Below are 19,299 nucleotides of genomic sequence, written 5' to 3' on the forward strand. Positions count from 1 at the left end.
CTCGGCAAGCGGGTTTGCCTCGCTCCGAGGCAGGCTCGCATGGTGGGCCGTGGAGGTGGTCAAGGTGACCGATGAGCTGGAGAACGCCTACGACGTGGTGGTGATCGGCGGTGGCGCCGCAGGGCTGAGCGGGGCGCTGATGCTGGCACGGGCGCGGCGCTCGGTGGTCGTGATCGACGCGGGCGACCCGCGCAACGCCCCGGCCTCGGGGGTGCACGGACTGCTGGCCCGGGACGGAATCCCCCCGGCCGAGCTGGTGGAGCGGGGCCGGGCCGAGGTCCGCGGTTACGGCGGTCAGGTGGTGTCCGGCGAGGTGGCCGCCGTGGCCCGGGAGGAGACCGGGTTCCAGGTGACCCTGGCCGACGGCCGGAGGGTCCACGCACTCCGGCTGCTGCTGGCCACCGGGCTGGTCGACGAGTTGCCGGACGTCCCCGGGCTGCGGTCCCGGTGGGGCCGGGATGTGGTGCACTGTCCGTACTGCCACGGCTGGGAGATCCGCGACCAGGCCATCGGCGTCCTGGGGAGCGGGCCGCTGTCGGTGCACCAGGCGATGCTCTTCCGGCAGTGGAGCGACGACGTCACCTTCTTCTCCCACACCTCGCCGGTGCCGACCGGCGAGGAGGCGGAGCACCTGGCCGCCCGTGGCATCCGCGTGGTGGACGGCGAGGTGGCGTCCCTGGAGATCGTCGACGACCGTCTCGTCGGTGTGCGCCTGCGCGATGGCGACGTGGTCAAGCGCGAGGCCCTGGCCGTCGCGTCCCGGATGGTGGCGCGCACCGGTTTCCTGGCCCCGATCGGGCTGCGGCCGGTGGCGCATCCGAGTGGCGCCGGTGAGCACATCCCGTCGGACGCGACCGGACGCACCGATGTGCCCGGGGTGTGGGCCGCGGGCAATATCACCGATCTGTCCGCCCAGGTGGGCGCCGCCGCGGCGGCGGGCGCTACCGCGGGCGCCCACATCAACGCGGATCTGATCGCCGAGGAGACCCGACAGGCGGTCGCCGCGGCCCGGGCCCGCGACGAGGTAGACGAGGTGGCGTTCTCCGCGGAGGTGGAGTCGCGGGTCTGCGAAGCGGTGTTGGGCGACCGCCGCCACGGCCTGTGATACGCGGTGCACGGCCACCCACCACCGCCGGGCGGCCGTCAGTAGACGGTGAGGCCGTAGGCGCTCAGCACCTCCTGGATGGGCTGGTAGTAGGTGGTGCCTCCGGAGGCGCAGTCCCCGGAGCCGCCCGAGAGAATGCCGATGATCTTGTCGCCCGCGTAGAGCGGACCACCGCTGTCGCCCGGTTCGGCGCAGATATTGGTCTGGATGAGGCCGTAGACGATGTCACCGCCGCCGTAGTTGACGGTCGCGTTGAGCGCGGTGACCACACCGCACCGGACACCGGTGGTGGCACCCCGGCGGCAGACCTGCTGGCCGACGTGGGCGGTGGCGGTCCCGGTGATGTCGACGGTCCCCACGGTCCCGGGGTGCGGAACGGCCGTGTTGGTGTACCGGACGACGCCGTAGTCGTCACCCGGGAAGCTGGTGCCGGTCGTCGGGCCGACCGGGGTGGCCGTACCGGAGCCGGTGTACCAGGTGGCGTTGGTCTCGGCGCAGTGGCCGGCGGTGACGAAGTAGTACGTGGCGCCGCTCTGCACATTGACCCCCGCGGAGCAGCGCACCCCCGTGGAGGAGTAGATCCCGTCGCCACCGGACAGGAGGGTCCGCAGCGGGCCACCGAGGCGCTCGACGGTGACGGCGCCGCCGAAGCGCTCGGCGGTGCGGTCGAGCCTGGCCAGGTCGGCGCCCCGTACCGTGGAGCCGGCAAGGACACGCAGCGTTCCGGTGCGCTCGTCCACGGTCCAGGCGGTGCCCGGGACATCCAGGGACTCCACGGCCGAGGCGGCACCGGACACGGACGTTGACGCGGGCATGGGCGTTGACCCGGACGCGGACGCGGACGTGGCGGTGGACCCGGAGGAGGCGGCCGCACTCGTGCCGGCCGTCGCGAGGGCCGCCGTGACGAACAGACCGGACACCGCGGCGATCAACCGGAACCGGCCACGTCTTCTGGTACGGCGTGCTGTTCTCACCCGAACCTCCTTGAAAGGGGCGGTAGTTGGTCCAGCTGCCTCATTGTGCCCGTGGCCGGGCGGACGCGTAACCCACCGCCCCGCGCCATCGCGGACCGCCCTTGATCGACACACTGATCGATCAAGCGATGCCGCGGGCTCCCCGCCGACCGTGACGGGAGGAGTGTTATAAATGCCGTTATGAGCAGACATGCTCGTCCGGCCCGGAGGCGGCTGGGGCCCCTGCCGCATCTGCGCAGCGTCGCCGGGCAGGCGTTCATCCTTCAGCTTCTGTTGATCCTGGTTCTGGTGACCGCCGCGGTGGTGGCCGTCGTCACGGATGCCCGGGCTCATGGCACGGCCGACGCCCATCGGCGATCACTCGCGGTCGCCGAGACCTTCGCGCACGCTCCGGGCATTGCCCGGGCCATGAGCGGCGACAAACCGACATCGGCGCTGGAGTCGCATGCCGAGGCGGCACGGAAGCGCTCCGGCGTCGACAGCGTCGTCGTGTTCGACACTCGTGGCATCCGCCTCACCCACCCCGAGACCCCCTTGATCGGCAAGCGGATCGTCGGACCCGCCGGGCTGATCCGCGACGAACTGCACGGAAAGACGATCTCGCAGGCCTTCCGGGCCAGCCAGGGCCCGTCCGTCGTCTCCGCGGTCCCCGTCACCAGGGCCGATGGCACCTTCCTCGGCGGAGTGTCGGTCGGAGTCAAGATCCAGAGCGTGCACAGCACGGTGGACCGCCGGCTGCCGATGCTGATCGGCAGCGGCGCCGGGGCGCTGGCCCTGGCCACGGGCGGGGCGGCGCTGCTGAACAGGCGGGTGCGGCGGCAGACCCACGGCCTGGGCACCGCGCAGATGACGCGGATGTACGAACACCATGACGCGGTGTTGCACTCGGTCCGGGAAGGTGTGCTGGTCCTGACGGCGGACAAGCGGCTGCTGCTCGTCAACGACGAGGCCCGGGAGCTGCTCCGGCTGGCTCCGGACGCGGAGGGGCACCATGTCGGCGCGCTCGGCCTCGAACCCCACCTGACAGCGCTGCTGACGTCGGAACGGCACGTCACGGACGAGGTGCACTCCTGCGGGGAGCGGCTGCTGTCGGTCAATATGCGGTCCACGGGCCGTGCGGGCACCCCCGCCGGAAGCGTGGTGACGCTGCGGGACACGACCGCGCTGCGGGTGCTCTCCGACCGGGCGGTGGAGACGGGCGAACGGCTGAAGCTGCTGTCCGACGCCGGTGTGCGGATCAACTCCACCCTGGAACTGACGGGCACCGCCGAGAAGCTGGTGGACGTGGCCGTCCCCCGGTTCGCCGACATCGTCGCCGTCGAGTTGCTGGACCCCGTACTCCGCGGCGAGGAGCCCGAACCGCCGTACGAGCCCCTGGCGCCGCACCGGACCGCCGTCGGCGGGGCACCCGCCGAAGCCCCCCTCTTCCGCGTGGGCGAGCGGGTCGTCTACGCCCCCTCCACACCGCAGAACCGGGCCGTGCGGACCGGAGCCGCCGTCCTCCTCCAGGCCGATCTCCAGGCCGATCTCCAGGCCGATCCGACCAGTACCGGCGAGTGGCCGGCCGGGGAGGCCCGGCGCCTCCTCGACCACGGGATCCACTCGCTGATCACCGTTCCGCTGCGGTTCCGCGGTGTCACCCTGGGCCTCGCCACCTTCTGGCGGGCCCGGCACCGTGCGCCGTTCGACGAAACGGATCTGACGATCGCCGGGGAGCTGGCCGTGCGCACCGCCGTCTGCGTCGACAACGCCCGCCGCTACACCCGCGAACACACCATGGTCACCGCCCTCCAGCGCACCCTCCTTCCCGGCGGTCTGCCCGATCAGGACGCCGTGGAGGCGGCGGCCCGCTATCTGCCCGCGCCGGGCGGGACGGGCGGAAGCTGGTTCGATGTGATTCCCCTTCCCGGCGCCCGGGTCGCGCTGGTGGTCGGGAAGGTGGCCGGGCAGGGTCTGCACGCCGCGGCCACGATGGGCCGGCTGCGCACGGCGGTGCAGAATTTCTCCGCCCTGGACGTGCCCCCGGATGAGCTCCTCTGCCATATGGACGAGCTGGTCACCCGTCTCGACCTGGAGCACGACGCCGACGCGCACGGCACCCGCGTCACCGGCGTCGGCTGCCTGTACGCGATCCACGACTCGGTGTCGGGCCAATGCACCGTGGCCCGGGCCGGCGATCCGGGCCTCGCCCTCGCCCACCCCGACGGCACCGTGGACATCCCCGCGGTGCCGGTCTCCCCGCCGCTCGGCCTGGGCGGGGAACGCTTCGAGGCGGTCGGCCTCTCGCCACCGGCCGCAAGCCGCCTGGTGCTGTACACCAACGGTCTCCTCGAAGGCCGCGGCCGGACCACCGACACCGGCCTTGGCCTGCTGTGCCGCACCCTCACGGCCGAGCCGGACCTCAATCCGGACGCGACCTGCCGGAGCCTGTTCCAGACCGTTCTGCCACCCCACCCGAGCGACGATGTCGCCCTGCTGGTGGCCCGCACCCGCCTGCTCGACCCGGAGAACGTGGCCACGTGGGACGTGCCGTTCGACCTGGCGGCGGTCGCCCCGCTGCGCGCCGCCTGTGCCCAGCGGCTACGGGCGTGGGGCCTGGAGGACGCCGTGTGCACCGCCGAGCTGATCATCAGCGAACTGATCACCAACGCCCTGCGGTACGGCGCCCCTCCCTTGCACCTACGACTGCTGCGCGACCGCGGCCTGGTCTGCGAGGTCTCCGACGGCAGCAGCACGGCACCCCATATGCGCCGCGCCGCGACCACCGACGAGGGCGGGCGCGGACTGTTCCTCGTCGCCCAGTTCGCCCAGCGCTGGGGCACCCGCTACACCCCGCACGGCAAGGTCATCTGGGCCGAGACACCCCTGGACGGCCGCTGAGCGCGGCAGACCACGCACACGTCCTCCCCAACCCTGCCGGTGGCCGCGTGGGCCGGGGTGGCCGGTGCCGCCGTCATCATCGCGGCCATGGTCCTCCTCCTCGTCACCCTCGACCCCAGCGCCCCCCAGCTCTGGGTGCTGGTGTTCGCCTGGCCGGCGGTCCGAACCCGGCTGGGTTTCGCCGTCTACGCCCTGCGCGAGCCCCTCAGCGACATCAACCAGGCGCTCGGCCACTTCTCGAACGGGCGAATCGGCATCCGCTGACACGGGGGCGCGGGCGCCGGACTCGGGCAGCAGCCGCCGGACATGGGGCGCCGGGCGCCCGAAGCGCCATGTCCGAATCCCGCCAGCTTTCCGGGTCCGCACGACGCATGCTGGGAGCAGCGCAAGACAGAACGGCGAGAAGAAGAGAGGGACCACAGCCATGACGGTCCACACGACGATCGACAGCCCGCTCGGCGAGCTGCTGCTGGTGGGCGAGAGGTCCGCCACCGCGACGGGGGGTACCGCGCTCGTTTCCCTGTCCGTGCCCGGGCAGAAGGGCGGAGCCGTCGTCCAGGACGGCTGGAGCGAGGACGCCGAGGCGTTCGCCGAGATCGTCTCCCAGCTGCGGTCCTACTTCGACGGCGAGCTCACCCGCTTCGACATCGAGTGCGTCGCGGGCGGTACGGAGTTCCAGCGCAGGGTCTGGCAGGCGCTGGAGTCCATTCCGTACGGCACCACCGTCAGCTACGGCGACATCGCCCGGCAGATCGGCGCCCCGCGCACGGCGGTCCGCTCCGTCGGCACCGCGATCGGCCGCAATCCGCTGCTGGTCGTCCGGCCCTGCCACCGTGTCATCGGCGCCACTGGCGCACTGACCGGCTATGCGGGCGGGCTGGAGCGCAAGGAGCGGCTCCTCGTCCACGAAGGCGCCCTCCAGTCGGCCTGAGCGCGGGCCTCGCACCGACCGCGGGCCCACCGCCGGGGCCCGCCGCCGGGGGCCCGTACCGCACCCTTCCCGGATCCCGATCCCGGAGAACCCGGAGCACACCTATGAGCACCACGACCGACACCGCACGCCTCCACCAGTGCGTGGCCGCGGCCGACTGGACACAGCTGGCCGAGGAGCTGGACACCTACGGGTGCGCGCTCACGCCACGGCTGCTGACCCCCGCGCAGTGCGCCCGCGTCGCCGGGCTCTATGAGCGGGACGAGCAGTTCCGGAGCACGATCGACATGGCCCGCCACCGCTTCGGCTCGGGTCAGTACCGCTACTTCACCCATGACCTGCCCGAACCGGTCGCCGAGCTGCGCGCCGCGCTCTATCCGCGGCTGCTGACCATCGCCCGTGACTGGGCGGAGCGGCTCGGCCGCCCGGCGCCCTGGCCGGACAGCCTCGAGAAGTGGCTGGCCATGTGCCATGAGGCCGGTCAGGGGCGCTCGGCGCAGATCCTGCTGCGCTACGGCCCCGGCGACTGGAACGCACTGCACCGGGATGTGTTCGGCGACATGGTCTTCCCGCTTCAGGTGGTGATCGGGCTGGACGCGTACGGCACGGACTACACGGGTGGGGAGTTCCTGCTGGTCGAGCAGCGGCCCCGGGCCCAGTCCCGGGGCACCACGACCGTCCTCCAGCAGGGCCACGGCCTGATCTTCACCACCCGTGACCGTCCCGTGGCCACCAAGCGCGGCTGGTCGGCCGGGGTGATGCGGCACGGGGTCAGCACGGTGCGGTCCGGGCGGCGCCACGCGCTGGGGCTGGTCTTCCACGACGCCACCTGATGTCGCTTGTCCAGTCCTCGTCCGCGGAGAATCCCCGTATGAACGCCCTGATCCCCCGCCCACGTCTCGAGGTGGCCCCCGGCGCGGTCCATGTGCCGGGCTGGCTCAGCCTCGAGCAGCAGCGGGAGCTGGTCGTCGCCTGCCGGGGCTGGGCCACCGGCCCGGTCCCGATCCGGCACACCAAGCTGCCGCGCGGGGGCGTCATGTCGGTGCGGACGGTGTGCATCGGCTGGCACTGGCAGCCCTACGCGTACACCCGCACCGCCGACGATGTGAACGGCGCCCGGGTCGCCGAATTCCCGGACTGGATGGTCGAGTTGGGCCGTAGTGCTCTGGCCGACGCATACGACGACGAGACGGCCGGTGAGGGGTACACCCCCGACACCGCACTCATCAACTTCTACGACGCCGAGGCGAAACTCGGCATGCACCAGGACAAGGACGAGCGGTCATCCGCCCCGGTGGTCTCGCTGACCATCGGCGACAGCTGCGTTTTCCGCTTCGGCAACACCGAGACCCGCACCAAGCCGTACACCGATCTCGAACTCGCCTCCGGGGATCTGTTCGTCTTCGGCGGCGCCTCCCGCTACGCGTACCACGCCGTCCCCAAGATCCTGCCCGGTACCGGCGACCCGGCCACCGGACTGAAGTCCGGACGGCTGAACATCACCATGCGGGTCACCGGCCTGGCCGATCCGACGCCGTCCAGCGATCACCCCGCGCCCGCAGGCTGCTGAGCCTCGAACTCGACGGGGAGCGTGGTCAGCGAGCGGATGAACGGGTTCTTGCTGTGGCCGATCTCGGAGGCGGGAACGCCCAGCCGAAGGCCGGGGAACCGCCGGACCAGGCTCTTCAGGGCGATCTGCCCCTCGACCCTGGCCAGTGGCGCACCGATGCAGTAGTGGATGCCGTGGCCGAACTGGAGATGCACGGCGGAGTCCCTCGTCAGGTCCAGCCGCTCGCCGTCGGTGAAGTGTGCCGGGTCGGAGTGCGCGGCGTCCATGTCCAGGAGCACCTGGTCGCCGGCGCGGATGGGTACGGAGCCGATCTCCACGTCCTCGTTGGCGAAACGCACCACGAGGATGCCAGGACCGGCGTGCCGGAGCAGTTCCTCCAGGCCGCGCCCGGCCAGCTCGGGGTCCTTGCGCAGCAGCTCCAGCTGGTCCGGCTGGGACAGCAGCGAGAAGACCGCGTTGCTGATGAAGCTGCCGGTGAGTTCGTATCCGGCGATCAGCATCATCCGGGCGGTGGCGACCACCTCGCGGTGGCTGAGCCGGTCGTCCTCGTGTGCCGACATCAGATCGCTGATCAGATCGTCCTCGGGGGCCTTCCGCCGGGCCTCGGCGAGGTCCTCCATATACGTCCACAACCTGGCGGCCGCGTCCTGGGAACGCGCGGCGGTGTCCGGGTCCAGCGGGGGCATGAGCATCAGATCGGCCCACTGGTGGAATTCGGTGCGGTCGGCGATGGGCACGCCGAGGAGTTCACAGATCACCTGCATGGGCAGCGGGATGGCCAGCGCGGTGACGAGATCGGCCCGGCCGTCGACGGCGATCCTGTCCAGCAGTGTGTCGGTGATCTCCTGCACCCGCGGCCGCAGGCTCTCCACCCTGCGTGTGGTGAACGCCTTGGCGAGCAGCCTGCGCAGCCGGGTGTGCTGGGGCGGATTGGTGCCGGGCAGCGTGTCCTCGAACAGCCCGCTCACCGGAGTGGTCTGGCCCTGGGAGGCGGCGTAGGCGGCGGCCGGGCTCATGCCGGGGTGTCCGAGACAGTCCCGGACGTCCTCGTAGCGGGAGACGAGCCACGCCGTGGTGCCGTTCATCGTGATCTGCCGCGGCGGGCCGTGTTTGCGCAACTCCTGGGCGACGGTCTGCGGGTCGAGGATCCGAAGTTCTTCTTCGGGGGTGTCAGCCATGGTGGTAACACGTTCTCCTTCTGCTTGGGGCAATGCCGATGCCAATGCCGATGCCAGTGCCGGTGCCGGTGCCGGTCAGCTGTGGTGTCAGCTTTGGCTCCGGGCGGGGATGATGTAGTCGGGGTCGGCCGTCCGTGGCGGCTCGCGCCGCGCCATGGCGGCGTCGATGGCGGGCCGGAGCCGGGCCGCCTTCAGCCGTTCGGCGGTCTCGTCGCGCTCCTTGAACTCCGGCATCACCTCGTTGGCGAAGAGCTCCAGCGACTCGCAGATGTGCTCGTGCCGGGTGCCGCCGCCCTGGACGAGGAAGATCGCCTGGTCCAGTCCGGCCTCCTCGTGCAGCCGCAGGAAGTCGCGTATCTGGCGCGGGGTGCCCACCGCGCCCCGGGCCGGATTGCCCAGTGGCATACCGGGCTTGCCGAAGGAGGAGCGGCCCATGCCGTGCTTGTCGCGGTCGCGCTGGAACTCCTCCCACAGCCGGGTGCGGCCCGGTGCGGCGGTGCCGAAGCCCGCGTAGAAGCCGAGGCCGAAGTTGAAGAACTGGACGCCGTCGACGGCACGTTCCACCGCCGTGGTCTCGTCCTCGTGGCAGAACATCGGAATGGTCGCGGCGATCTGGGCATTGACCGCGAACCCGGCGGGCACACAGTCCGCCGACTCGATGCCCGAGTAGTAGGCGTCGACCCACTTCTTGGTCTCCGCCGGTCCGAAGAAGGAGAAGTTCAGCGCGCCCAGTCCCTTGGTGGCCGCGATGCGGATCGCGTCCCGGTTTCCGCACGCCATCCACATCGGCGGATGTGGCTTCTGCCGCGGCTTGGGCAGCACATTGCGGATCGGAGCGGACACATACTTTCCCTCGCACCCGGCGAAGGGCTCCTCGACGAACATACGGGCGACGGCGTCCACCGCTTCCGCCCACTGGTCCCGTTTGACGGAGCGCTCCACACCGAAGCCGCCCAGCTCGGTGGGGGTGGTGGACTCGCCCGTGCCGAAGTCCACACGTCCGTCGGAGAGCAGATCCAGCGTGGCGATCCGCTCGGCCACCCGTGCCGTCGGATTGAACCCCGGGGGCATCAGGGCGACCGCGTGGCCGATGCGGATGCGGCTGGTGCGCTGGCTGACCGCGCCGAGGAACACCTCCGGCGCGGACATGTGCGAGTACTCCTCCAGGAAGTGGTGCTCAGGGCACCACACATGGTCGAAGCCCAGCCGGTCGGCCAGCTCGATCTCCTCCAACAGCTCCCTGAACAGGCGGTGTTCTGAGTCCTGGGTCCAGGGGCGGGGCAGCTGGGCCCCGTACAGCAAGCCGAATTTCATGGCGCATCATCACTCTCATCTGCTGGTCGTCGGCGGCGGGCTCGGTCAGTCGCGGCCGTCCCAGTACGTGTCGAGCACCTGGGCGCGCTGTTCCGGATCGACGAGGAGGGTGACCTTCTCATGGCCGTCCTCCACGATCGTGAACATGTTGTTGGTGAGGAAGACCTGCCCCTTGTCGATGGCGCGCCTGCGTCGGCGCATCGCCGCCAGGATGGCCGGGCCCTTGCCCTCACCGACACCGGCCCAGGCGTCATAGGTCCTGGGCTCGGTGGTGAAGCGATAGGTGGTGCGCCAGTCGTGGTCCAGGGTCTTGGCCTGCAACACGAGATAGCCGTCCCGCCGGATCAGCCGGAACGCACAGCCGTACTGCCACTGCACCTCCTCCTCGGACAGACGCAGCGGCTCGGTGAAGCAGAGCCCGGCGTGTCCCACGTCGGCCAGCCACTCCTGCCCCTCGACACGGACGAGCATCAGCATGTGTTCGGGGTCGGGGGCGAAGGTGTCACCGGGCAGATATGTGCCTCCGCTGATGACGTCCAGGTCGTAGCCCAGGTCGCGGAGCAGCCGGGCGAAGAGGGTGTTCAGCTCCAGACACATGCCACCGTCGCCGGTCGGCACGATGGCCGCGAACGCCTTGTCGATATCGATGTCGGCCATGTTCTCGGCGCTGAGGCGGTGCGTGTGGTTGGTGTCGTAGGGGACCGTCATCAGATGGCTACGGTGCAGCTGCCGCAGGTTCGGCAGGGTGGGGGCGGGCGGCTGGGAGAACCCCAGATGCGCCAGGTACGTGTCCGTGCTGAACATATGCGATCCCTTTCTTGCCGCTTCGGTCGGTGCCGGTCCGGCTGAACCGGGTGTGCTGGGCGGAGTCACTCCCGGGCGGCTCCGGGGGCCGGGGCCTTGGCCTCGGCCTCGAGGGCCAGGGCCTCAGGGGCTGGGCCCTCGGGGATCGGAGCCTCGGCCTCGGGGGCCAGAGCCTCGGCCTCGGGGGTCGGGGCGGCTCCGGGGGGAGCGTCCGCGTCCGCCTTCTCCAGTTCGTCCCGCAGTTGCCAGGCCAGCATCCGGAGAGTCGGGTGGTCGAAGACAAAGCTGGGAGGCAGCCGCAGCGCGGTGCGCTTGGCCAGGCGATCGCGTAGTTCCACCGCCATGAGTGAGTCCAGACCGATCTCGGTGAACAGCACATCGGGGTCGAGGGTGGCGGCCGCCGAGTGTCCCAGCACCCGGGCGGCCTCCTGCTGCACCATGTCCAGCAGGATCCGCTCCCGCTCCTCGGGGGCCACCCCGGCCAGCCGATCGGTCACCAGGCCCTGGTCGGCCGTGGCCCGAGGGGCGGCGGCTCGGCGGGCGGTCGGGGCGAGCCTGTGCAGCAGCGGGTGGACCGCCCCGCCGGCGGCCTGGGCGCGGAGCGCGCCGAGGTCCAGCTTGATGGGGAGGACCGTGGGTTCGGCCGTACGCAGCGCCGTGTCGAAGAGTTCCATGCCCTCGGCCGGGGACAAGGGGGCGACACCGCCGCGTGTCATACGGCGCTGGTCGGCATCGCCGAGGCGGCCGGTCATCCCCGTACCGGCGGCCTGCTGCCACATGCCCCAGGCCAGGGACACGGCGGGCAGCCCCTGGGCCCGGCGCTGATGGGCCAGCGCGTCGAGGTAGGCGTTGGCGGCGGCGTAGTTGCCCTGTCCAGCGTTGCCCAGGGTGCCGGCGGCGGAGGAGAACAGGACGAAGGCGGACAGGTCCAGGTCCAGGTCCCGGGTCAGCTCATGCAGATGCAGCGCCCCGTCCACCTTCGGCCGGAACACCTCATCCATACGCTCCGGGGTCAACGCGGTCAGCACACCGTCATCCAGAACACCGGCCGTATGCACCACCGCCGACAGCGGAGCATCCTCTGGGACGGCGTCCAGCAGCCCGGCCACCTCGCCCCGGTCGGCCACATCACACGCGACGATCCGTATCCGCGCCCCTGCCTTGACCAGCTCCGCCTCCAACTCGGCGGCGCCGATGGCCTCGGGCCCGCTCCGACTGGCCAACACCAGACTCCGCACCCCATGCACGGCCACCAGATGCCGCGCCACCAGCCCGCCCAACGCCCCCGTGCCCCCCGTGACCAGCACCGTCCCGCCGGAACCCAAACCACCCGGACTGGCTTGGGACACCTCAGCGGCACGGGTGAGGTGCCGGGCGAAGCAGGTGGTGTCGCGCAGGGCCAGTTGGCGCTGGTCACCGGCGAGCAGGGCGGGAAGCGCGGACAGCGTCGTGGTGGGCATCGTCGCTCGGTCGATGTCGAGGAGGAGAATCCGCCCGGGGTTCTCCGCTTGTGCGGACCCCACCAGGCCCCATACGGCAGCCGCCGCTGGATCGACCGGATCGGCCTCCCGGACCGCGACGGCACCCCTCGTCACCACGACCAGCCGACTGGACGCCAGTGACGGCTCGGCCAGCCACGCCTGTACGACCCGGAGCACCCGCCCGGTCAGCTCCCGCACATCGGCCGTACCGCCGCCGAGATCCAGCAGCAGCACGTCCGGTCGGGAGGTCTCCGGCGTCGTGGCCAGGTGGTGTACGTCCTCGGCGTCGCCCACCGCTACGGGCTCCACGGTGGCACCGTCCGGCCGAACCGGCAGTTCCTCCCATGCGACGCGGAACATCCGGTCCGCCGTCGCCGCCGTGCCGAACTGCTCGGCGCTGACCGGGCGGGACACCACCGAACCCACGGAAGCCACGGGGGCGCCGCTCTCATCGGCCAGTTCCAGGGACATGGTGTTCGGGCCGGACGGTGTCACGCGTACCCGCAGCGCAGAGGCTCCGGAGGCGTGCAGCGCCACCTCTCGATAGGCGAACGGCAACACGAGCTCCGCGTCGGCTTCGTCGCGGTCGTGGAAAGCGATGGTGTGCATGGCGGCGTCGAGGAGTGCCGGGTGAAGCCCGAACCCCGCCGCCTGGACCCGATGCTCCTCCGGCAGCGCCACCTCCGCGTACACCGCGCCATCCAGCCGCCAGGCCGCCCGCACCCCCTGGAACACCGGCCCATACCGGTAGCCGACCTGTTCCAGCCCGTCGTACAGGCCTTCCACGTCGCTCGGATCCACCGCTACGGCACCCACCGGAGGCCATACCGACAACCGTGTGTCGGGAACGGAGATCTCATCCGCACGGCACAACGTCCCGGTCGCGTGCCGCACCCACGCGGCACCCAGACCGGCATCCTCTGCCCTCGAATACACACGCACGCCGCGCCGACCACCCTCATCGGCCTCCGCCACACTCACCCGCACCTGGACCGCCCCGCCCTCCGCCAACACCAGCGGAGCCTCCATCACCAACTCCTCCACCCCACCACAACCCACCTCATCACCGGCCCGCACCACCAACTCCACAAACGCCGCACCCGGCAACAACACCGCACCCGCAGCCACATGATCAGCCAGCCACGGATGCGAACGCAGCGACAACCGGGAGGTGAACAACACCTCACCCGACCCCGGCACCTCCATCACCGCACCCAACAAGGGATGCTCCACCCCCGCCAACCCGGCAGACGCCACATCACCGGCGCCACGCCCGTCCCCCACCAACCAGTAGTGCTCCCGCTGGAAGGCATACGTCGGCAGATCCGAGATGTGGGCGGGGAGAGCCGTGGCACCGAACAGCGCTCCGAGGTCGATACGCACGCCTGCCACATGCAGTTGCGCGACGGCGGAGATCAATGCCCGGGGCTCGTCGCCCTCCCGCCGTAGCGACGGCACGACCACGGGCCGTTCGGCCGACTCCTCCGGCAGACAGTCCCCGACCATCGCGGACAGGACGGCATCCGGCGCCAACTCCAGGTACGTGCTGACGCCATAGTCGGCAAGCGCTCGCACACCATCCGCGAAGCGCACCGCCGAACGCACATGCTCCACCCAGTACTCCGGAGAGCGCACCGTCTCCGTGTCCGCCAGTTGGCCGGTCACGTTGGACACCAGAGGGATCACCGGAGCGGCGAACGACAAGCCCTCAACCACCCGCCGGAACTCCTCCAGCATCGGCTCCATCCGGGCGGAGTGGAACGCATGGGAGACCGCCAGACGCCTCGTACGACACCCCTGCCCCGCCAACTCCCGCGCCACCCGCAGCACCGGCTCCTCATCCCCGGACAGCACCACCGCCGCAGGACCGTTCACCGCCGCGACATCCACCCCAGACACCAGCAACGGACGCACCTGCTCCTCGCTCGCACCCACCGCCACCATCGCGCCACCCTCCGGCAGCGCCTCCATCAACCGACCCCGCGCCGCCACCAACACCGCCGCATCCTCCAACGACAACACACCCGCCACATGCGCCGCCGTCACCTCACCCACCGAATGCCCACCCACCACATCCGGCACCACACCCCACGACTCCACCAGCCGGAACAACGCCGTCTCCAGCGCGAACAGCCCGGCCTGAGCGAACACCGTCCGCTCCAGCAACTCACCGTCCCCGAACACCACCTCCCGCACCGAACCGGAGACCCCGCCCGCGCTCAGCTCCCGGTCCAGCGCCTCACACACCGCATCGAAAGCATCCCGGAACACCGGGAACACCTCATACAACCCACGCCCCATCCCCACCCGCTGACACCCCTGACCAGCGAACAACACCCCCAACCGACCACGCACCACCGAACCCGACACCACCCCCGCGACTGACTCACCCCGCACCATCGCCGCCAGCCCCGCCAGAGCCTCCTCACGATCCCCCGCCACCACCACCGCACGATCCGACAACCCCGCCCGACCACAACCCAACGCAAAGCCGAGTTCGCTCACGTCCAGCCGCGGTTCGTCCGCAAGGAAGGCCCGCAGGCGTCGCGCCTGGGCCCGCAAGGCCACGTCACCCCGCCCGGACACCATCAGCGGCACGGGAACGCCCTTCGGCCACGACATGGCCGGGTTGCTCGCCTCGGTCGCCGCTTGCTCCAGGATGACGTGGGCGTTGGTCCCGCTGACCCCGAACGCGGACACCCCGGCCCGGCGCGGACGCCCCACCACCTCCGGCCACTCGCGCTCCTCGGTCAGCAGCTCCACCGCACCCGCCGACCAGTCCACCTGCGACGTTGGCTCCTCCACATGCAATGTCCGAGGCGCGATGCCATGCCGCAGCGCCAGCACCATCTTGATGACACCGGCCACACCCGCAGCCGCCTGCGCATGGCCGATGTTCGACTTCAACGACCCCATCAGCAACGGCCGATCACGGTCCTGACCGTACGTGGCCAGTACCGCCTGCGCCTCGATCGGGTCGCCCAGTGCCGTGCCCGTGCCATGCGCCTCGACCACATCCACCTCGGCGGCCGACACACCGGCACTGGCCAGTGCCTGCCGAATGACACGCTGCTGCGACGGGCCATTGGGCGCCGTCAGACCGTTCGACGCACCGTCCTGGTTCACCGCACTGCCCCGCACCACCGCCAACACCCGATGGCCATTCCGCTCCGCGTCCGACAGCCGCTCCAGCGCCAACACACCCACGCCCTCGGCCCACCCCGTACCGTCAGCCGAAGCGGCGAAGGACTTGCATCGGCCATCGGCCGACATGCCGCGCTGCCGCGAGAAGGCGATGAAGATGCCGGGCGTGGGCATCACCGTGACACCACCGGCCAGCGCTATCGAGCACTCGCCGGCTCGCAGCGCCTGAGCCGCCAGATGCAACGCCACCAGGGACGAGGAGCATGCCGTGTCCACCGCGACCGACGGGCCCTCGAAGCCAAGCGCATAGGACACCCGTCCCGACAGCACACTGGCCGAGGCGCCGAGGCCCAGCATGCCCTCGAGCTCGGCGGGCACCGGCTCTACGCCCGAGCCGTAGTTGTGGTACGTCACACCGGAGAAAACGCCCACGTCCTTGCCCCGCAGGGTGGTCGGGTCGATCCCGGCCCGTTCCAGCGCCTCCCACGAGGTCTCCAGCATCAGACGCTGTTGCGGGTCCACGGCCAGCGCCTCACGCGGCGAGATCCCGAAGAAGCCCGCGTCGAACTCTCCGGCATCGTGCAGAAACCCGCCTTGGTGGGCGTAGCTGGTGCCGGGGTGGTCCGGGTCCGGATGGAACAGGTTCTCCAGGTCCCAGCCACGGTTCACCGGGAAGTCGCTGATGCCGTCCCGCCCGTGAAGCACCAGCTCCCACAGCTCCTCGGGCGTGGAGACTCCTCCCGGCAGTCGACAGGCCATGCCCACGATCGCCACCGGCTCGGTCGACACGGCCCCAGGCTCTGATGTCGGCCCCGCTGTCTCCTCCGGGGCCGGGGCAGCCGTGTCCCCGACGAGCTCGTCACGGAGAAAGTCGGCGAGAATCAGGGGTGTGGGGTAGTCGAAGAGCAGGGTGGTCGGCAGAGTCCGGTCGGTGAGTGCGTTCAGACGGTTGCGCAACTGCACGGCGGTGGCCGAGTCGAACCCGATCTGGTTGAACACCATGTCCGGTTCAATGGCATCCAGCGAGGGATGGCCCAAGACGCCTGCGGTCTCCTGGCGGACGGTCTCCAGCAGGATGCGTTCCTGCTCCTGTGCGGACTCCCCACGAAGGCGAGCGGTCAACGCGCCGGTATCCTCGGTCAGTTCTGCCATGCCCGGAAGCTGATCGGCCACGGATCCCGCATCGGCAGGGGCGGAGTTCTTGAGCCAGTAGTGCTGATGTTGGAACGCGTAGGTCGGCAGATCCAGCGCGACGTGCGCGGGGACGTTGCCGAGCAGGGCGGTCCAGTCGACGGGGACACCGCGTACGTATGCCTCGGCCAGGGAGGTGAGCACACGGCGCATGCCACCCTCGTCCCGGCGCAATGTCCCAGTCACCACCACCGGCCCGGCATCCGCCTGCTCCGCCGCCGCCTCGATGCTCATCGTCAGCACCGGATGCGCACTCACCTCAACAAACGCGGCAAAGCCTTCCCCGATCAAACGGTCGATGGACGGGGCGAACCGGACCGTGCTCCGCAGATTCCGGTACCAATACCCGGCATCCAACTCAGCGGTGTCCAGCCACTCCGCCTCCACCGTAGAGAAGAACGGAATACGCGAGGACACCGGCCGCACCTGCGACAACGACCGGGCAAGCTCCTCCTCGATCGCCTCCACCTGCGCCGTATGCGAGGCATAATCCACATCCACCCACCGCGCCCGCACCCCCGCGCCCTCACACTCCGCCACCAGCTCCCGCAACGCCTCACGTTCACCAGCCACCACCACCGACAACGGCCCATTAACCGCCGCAACCTCAACCCGCCCGACCCAACGCTCAACCAACCGCTCCGCCTCGACCACACCCACAGCCAGCGACACCATCCCGCCACGACCCGACAACCCCGCCGCGATCGCACGGCTGCGCAACACCACCACCCGCGCCGCGTCCTCCAACGACAACCCACCGGCCACACACGCCGCCGCGATCTCCCCCTGCGAATGGCCCACCACAGACGACGGCACCACACCAGCCGCCATCCAGACCCGCGCCAACGCCACCATCACCGCAAACGACACCGGCTGCACCACATCCACCCGGTCCAACGACGCCGCACCCTCAGCTCCGCGCACCACATCCACCAACGACCACCCCGTCAATGGATCCAACACCCCCGCACACTCCCGAAGCCCCTCCGCAAACACCGCACTCGACTCCAACAACTCCGCACCCATCCCCACCCACTGCGCACCCTGACCAGGAAAAACAAACGCCACCCGACCCCGAACATCAGCCCTGCCCGCCCCACCGCCCTCCGCCACCGCTGCCAGCCCCGACAGCGCCTCCTCCCGATCCCCCGCCACCACCACCGCACGATCCGACAACCCCGCCCGACCACAAGTCAGCGCCGCTCCCAGCTCCACCACGCCCACATCCGGGTGCCCCTCAAGAAAGTCCAGCAGCCGCCGTGCCTGTCCCCGCAACCCCGCACCACCACGCCCCGACACCACCAACGGCACCACACCACCCGGAACCTCCGACACCGGCGCCACCTCGCCCACCGGCTCCGGCGCCTGCTCCAAAATCACATGCGCGTTCGTCCCACTCACCCCAAACCCCGACACCCCCACCCGACGCGGACGCCCCACCTCCGGCCACACCCGCTCCTCCGTCAACAACTCGACCGCACCCGCCGACCAATCCACCTGCCGCGAAGGCTCATCCACATGCAACGTCCTCGGCAACACCCCATGCCGCAACGCCAACACCATCTTGATCACACCAGCCACACCCGCAGCCGCCTGCGCATGACCAATATTCGACTTCAACGACCCCAACCACAACGGACGCCCCTCAGGCCGATCCTGCCCATACGTGTCAAGCAGCGCCTGCGCCTCGATCGGATCACCCAGCGCCGTGCCCGTCCCATGGGCCTCGACCGCATCCACATCACCCGCCACCAGCCCCGCACCCGCCAACGCCTGCCGAATCACCCTCTGCTGCGACGGACCATTCGGCGCCGTCAACCCATTCGACGCACCATCCTGATTCACCGCCGAACCCCGCACCACCGCCAACACCCGATGCCCAAGCCGCTCCGCATCCGACAACCGCTCCACCAGCAGCACTCCCGCGCCCTCGGAGAAGCCGGTGCCGTCCGCAGCGGCCGCGAAAGCCCTGCAACGGCCGTCCTTCGACATCCCGCGCTGGCGCGAGAAGCCGACGAAAATACCGGGGTTGGCCATGACGGTCACACCTCCGGCCAGCGCCATCGAGCACTCGCCCAACCGCAGCGCCTGTACGGCCAGGTGCAACGCCACCAACGACGACGAACACGCCGTGTCCACCGCGACCGACGGGCCCTCGAAGCCAAGCGCATACGACACCCGCCCCGACAGGACGCTCGCCGAGGTGCCCGTACCCATGACCGCCTCGAGCTCCTCGGGGACCCGCGCTCCGGAGCCGTAGCTGTGGTAGGTCACCCCGGAGAAGACGCCGATGTCCTTGCCCCGCAACGCGGTCGGGTCGATCCCGGCGCGTTCGAACGCCTCCCAGGAGATCTCGAGCATGATGCGCTGCTGCGGATCCATCGCCAGCGCCTCGCGTGGCGAAATCCCGAAGAAGCCCGCGTCGAACTCCCCCGCGTCGTGGAGAAAGCCACCCTCGCGGACATAGCTGGTGCCCGGGTGATCCGGATCCGGGTCGAAGAGGTTCTCCAGATCCCAGCCACGGTCCTCCGGAAACCCGCCGATCGCATCACCGCCGGACACCACCAGGTCCCACAGCTCCTCCGGCGTGCTCACCCCACCCGGCAACCGGCACGCCATCCCCACGATCGCGATCGGCTCCGACAGGCCGCGGCGTATGTCGGCGTTCTCCCGCTCGAGCCGCTCGTTCTCCATGAGCGTGACCCGCAGCGCTTCGACGACCTTCGC

The 19,299-nt window shown here is 70.5% G+C and carries 11 protein-coding genes; 6 read left to right on the forward strand and 5 right to left on the reverse strand.

Features of this window, described 5'->3' with window-relative positions; all coding sequences use genetic code 11:
- Positions 1-64 precede the first annotated feature (64 nt).
- On the forward strand, positions 65-1,105 hold the full coding sequence (locus ACT2CW_RS14215; protein WP_445516817.1) for an NAD(P)/FAD-dependent oxidoreductase: 1,041 nt from the start codon (positions 65-67) through the stop codon (positions 1,103-1,105).
- A 38-nt stretch (positions 1,106-1,143) separates the two neighbouring features.
- Here ACT2CW_RS14215 and ACT2CW_RS14220 read toward each other — a convergent pair whose 3' ends face one another.
- Complete coding sequence (locus ACT2CW_RS14220; RefSeq protein WP_445516818.1) at positions 1,144-2,079, reverse strand: S1 family peptidase; 936 nt, start codon at positions 2,077-2,079, stop codon at positions 1,144-1,146.
- Between the two features lie 180 nt (positions 2,080-2,259).
- Here ACT2CW_RS14220 and ACT2CW_RS14225 point away from each other — a divergent pair, with 180 nt between their 5' ends.
- From ACT2CW_RS14225 to ACT2CW_RS14245, 5 genes are all read left to right on the forward strand, one after another.
- Positions 2,260-4,959 carry a SpoIIE family protein phosphatase gene (locus ACT2CW_RS14225; protein WP_445516819.1) on the forward strand — a complete coding sequence of 900 codons (2,700 nt, stop codon included), beginning with the start codon at positions 2,260-2,262 and terminating at the stop codon, positions 4,957-4,959.
- Positions 4,960-4,998: 39 nt separating this feature from the next.
- Complete coding sequence (locus ACT2CW_RS14230; RefSeq protein WP_445516820.1) at positions 4,999-5,223, forward strand: hypothetical protein; 225 nt, start codon at positions 4,999-5,001, stop codon at positions 5,221-5,223.
- Between the two features lie 160 nt (positions 5,224-5,383).
- Positions 5,384-5,890 (forward strand): methylated-DNA--[protein]-cysteine S-methyltransferase, encoded by a 507-nt coding sequence (locus tag ACT2CW_RS14235; protein WP_037955988.1) that lies wholly within the window; start codon positions 5,384-5,386, stop codon positions 5,888-5,890.
- Between the two features lie 104 nt (positions 5,891-5,994).
- Complete coding sequence (locus ACT2CW_RS14240; RefSeq protein ID WP_445516821.1) at positions 5,995-6,723, forward strand: 2OG-Fe(II) oxygenase; 729 nt, start codon at positions 5,995-5,997, stop codon at positions 6,721-6,723.
- A 38-nt stretch (positions 6,724-6,761) separates the two neighbouring features.
- Positions 6,762-7,460: an alpha-ketoglutarate-dependent dioxygenase AlkB family protein gene (locus ACT2CW_RS14245; protein WP_445516822.1), complete on the forward strand. Its 699-nt coding sequence runs from the start codon at positions 6,762-6,764 to the stop codon at positions 7,458-7,460.
- Here ACT2CW_RS14245 and ACT2CW_RS14250 read toward each other — a convergent pair.
- From ACT2CW_RS14250 to ACT2CW_RS14265, 4 genes are all read right to left on the reverse strand, one after another.
- Entirely contained in the window at positions 7,436-8,638 is a 1,203-nt protein-coding gene (locus tag ACT2CW_RS14250) for a cytochrome P450 (RefSeq protein WP_445516823.1), read from the reverse strand. The two genes, ACT2CW_RS14245 and ACT2CW_RS14250, sit on opposite strands and share 25 nt — an antisense overlap.
- A gap of 87 nt (positions 8,639-8,725) precedes the next feature.
- Positions 8,726-9,952 (reverse strand): LLM class flavin-dependent oxidoreductase, encoded by a 1,227-nt coding sequence (locus tag ACT2CW_RS14255; protein WP_445516824.1) that lies wholly within the window; start codon positions 9,950-9,952, stop codon positions 8,726-8,728.
- 45 nt (positions 9,953-9,997) lie between these two features.
- The gene (locus ACT2CW_RS14260; RefSeq protein ID WP_445516825.1) at positions 9,998-10,756 is read right to left on the reverse strand and encodes an arylamine N-acetyltransferase family protein; all 759 of its coding nucleotides are present in this window, start codon (positions 10,754-10,756) and stop codon (positions 9,998-10,000) included.
- 65 nt (positions 10,757-10,821) lie between these two features.
- Positions 10,822-19,197: a type I polyketide synthase gene (locus ACT2CW_RS14265; RefSeq protein ID WP_445517014.1), complete on the reverse strand. Its 8,376-nt coding sequence runs from the start codon at positions 19,195-19,197 to the stop codon at positions 10,822-10,824.
- Positions 19,198-19,299: the final 102 nt, after the last annotated feature.

This window comes from Streptomyces sp. NEAU-174 (assembly GCF_052665095.1).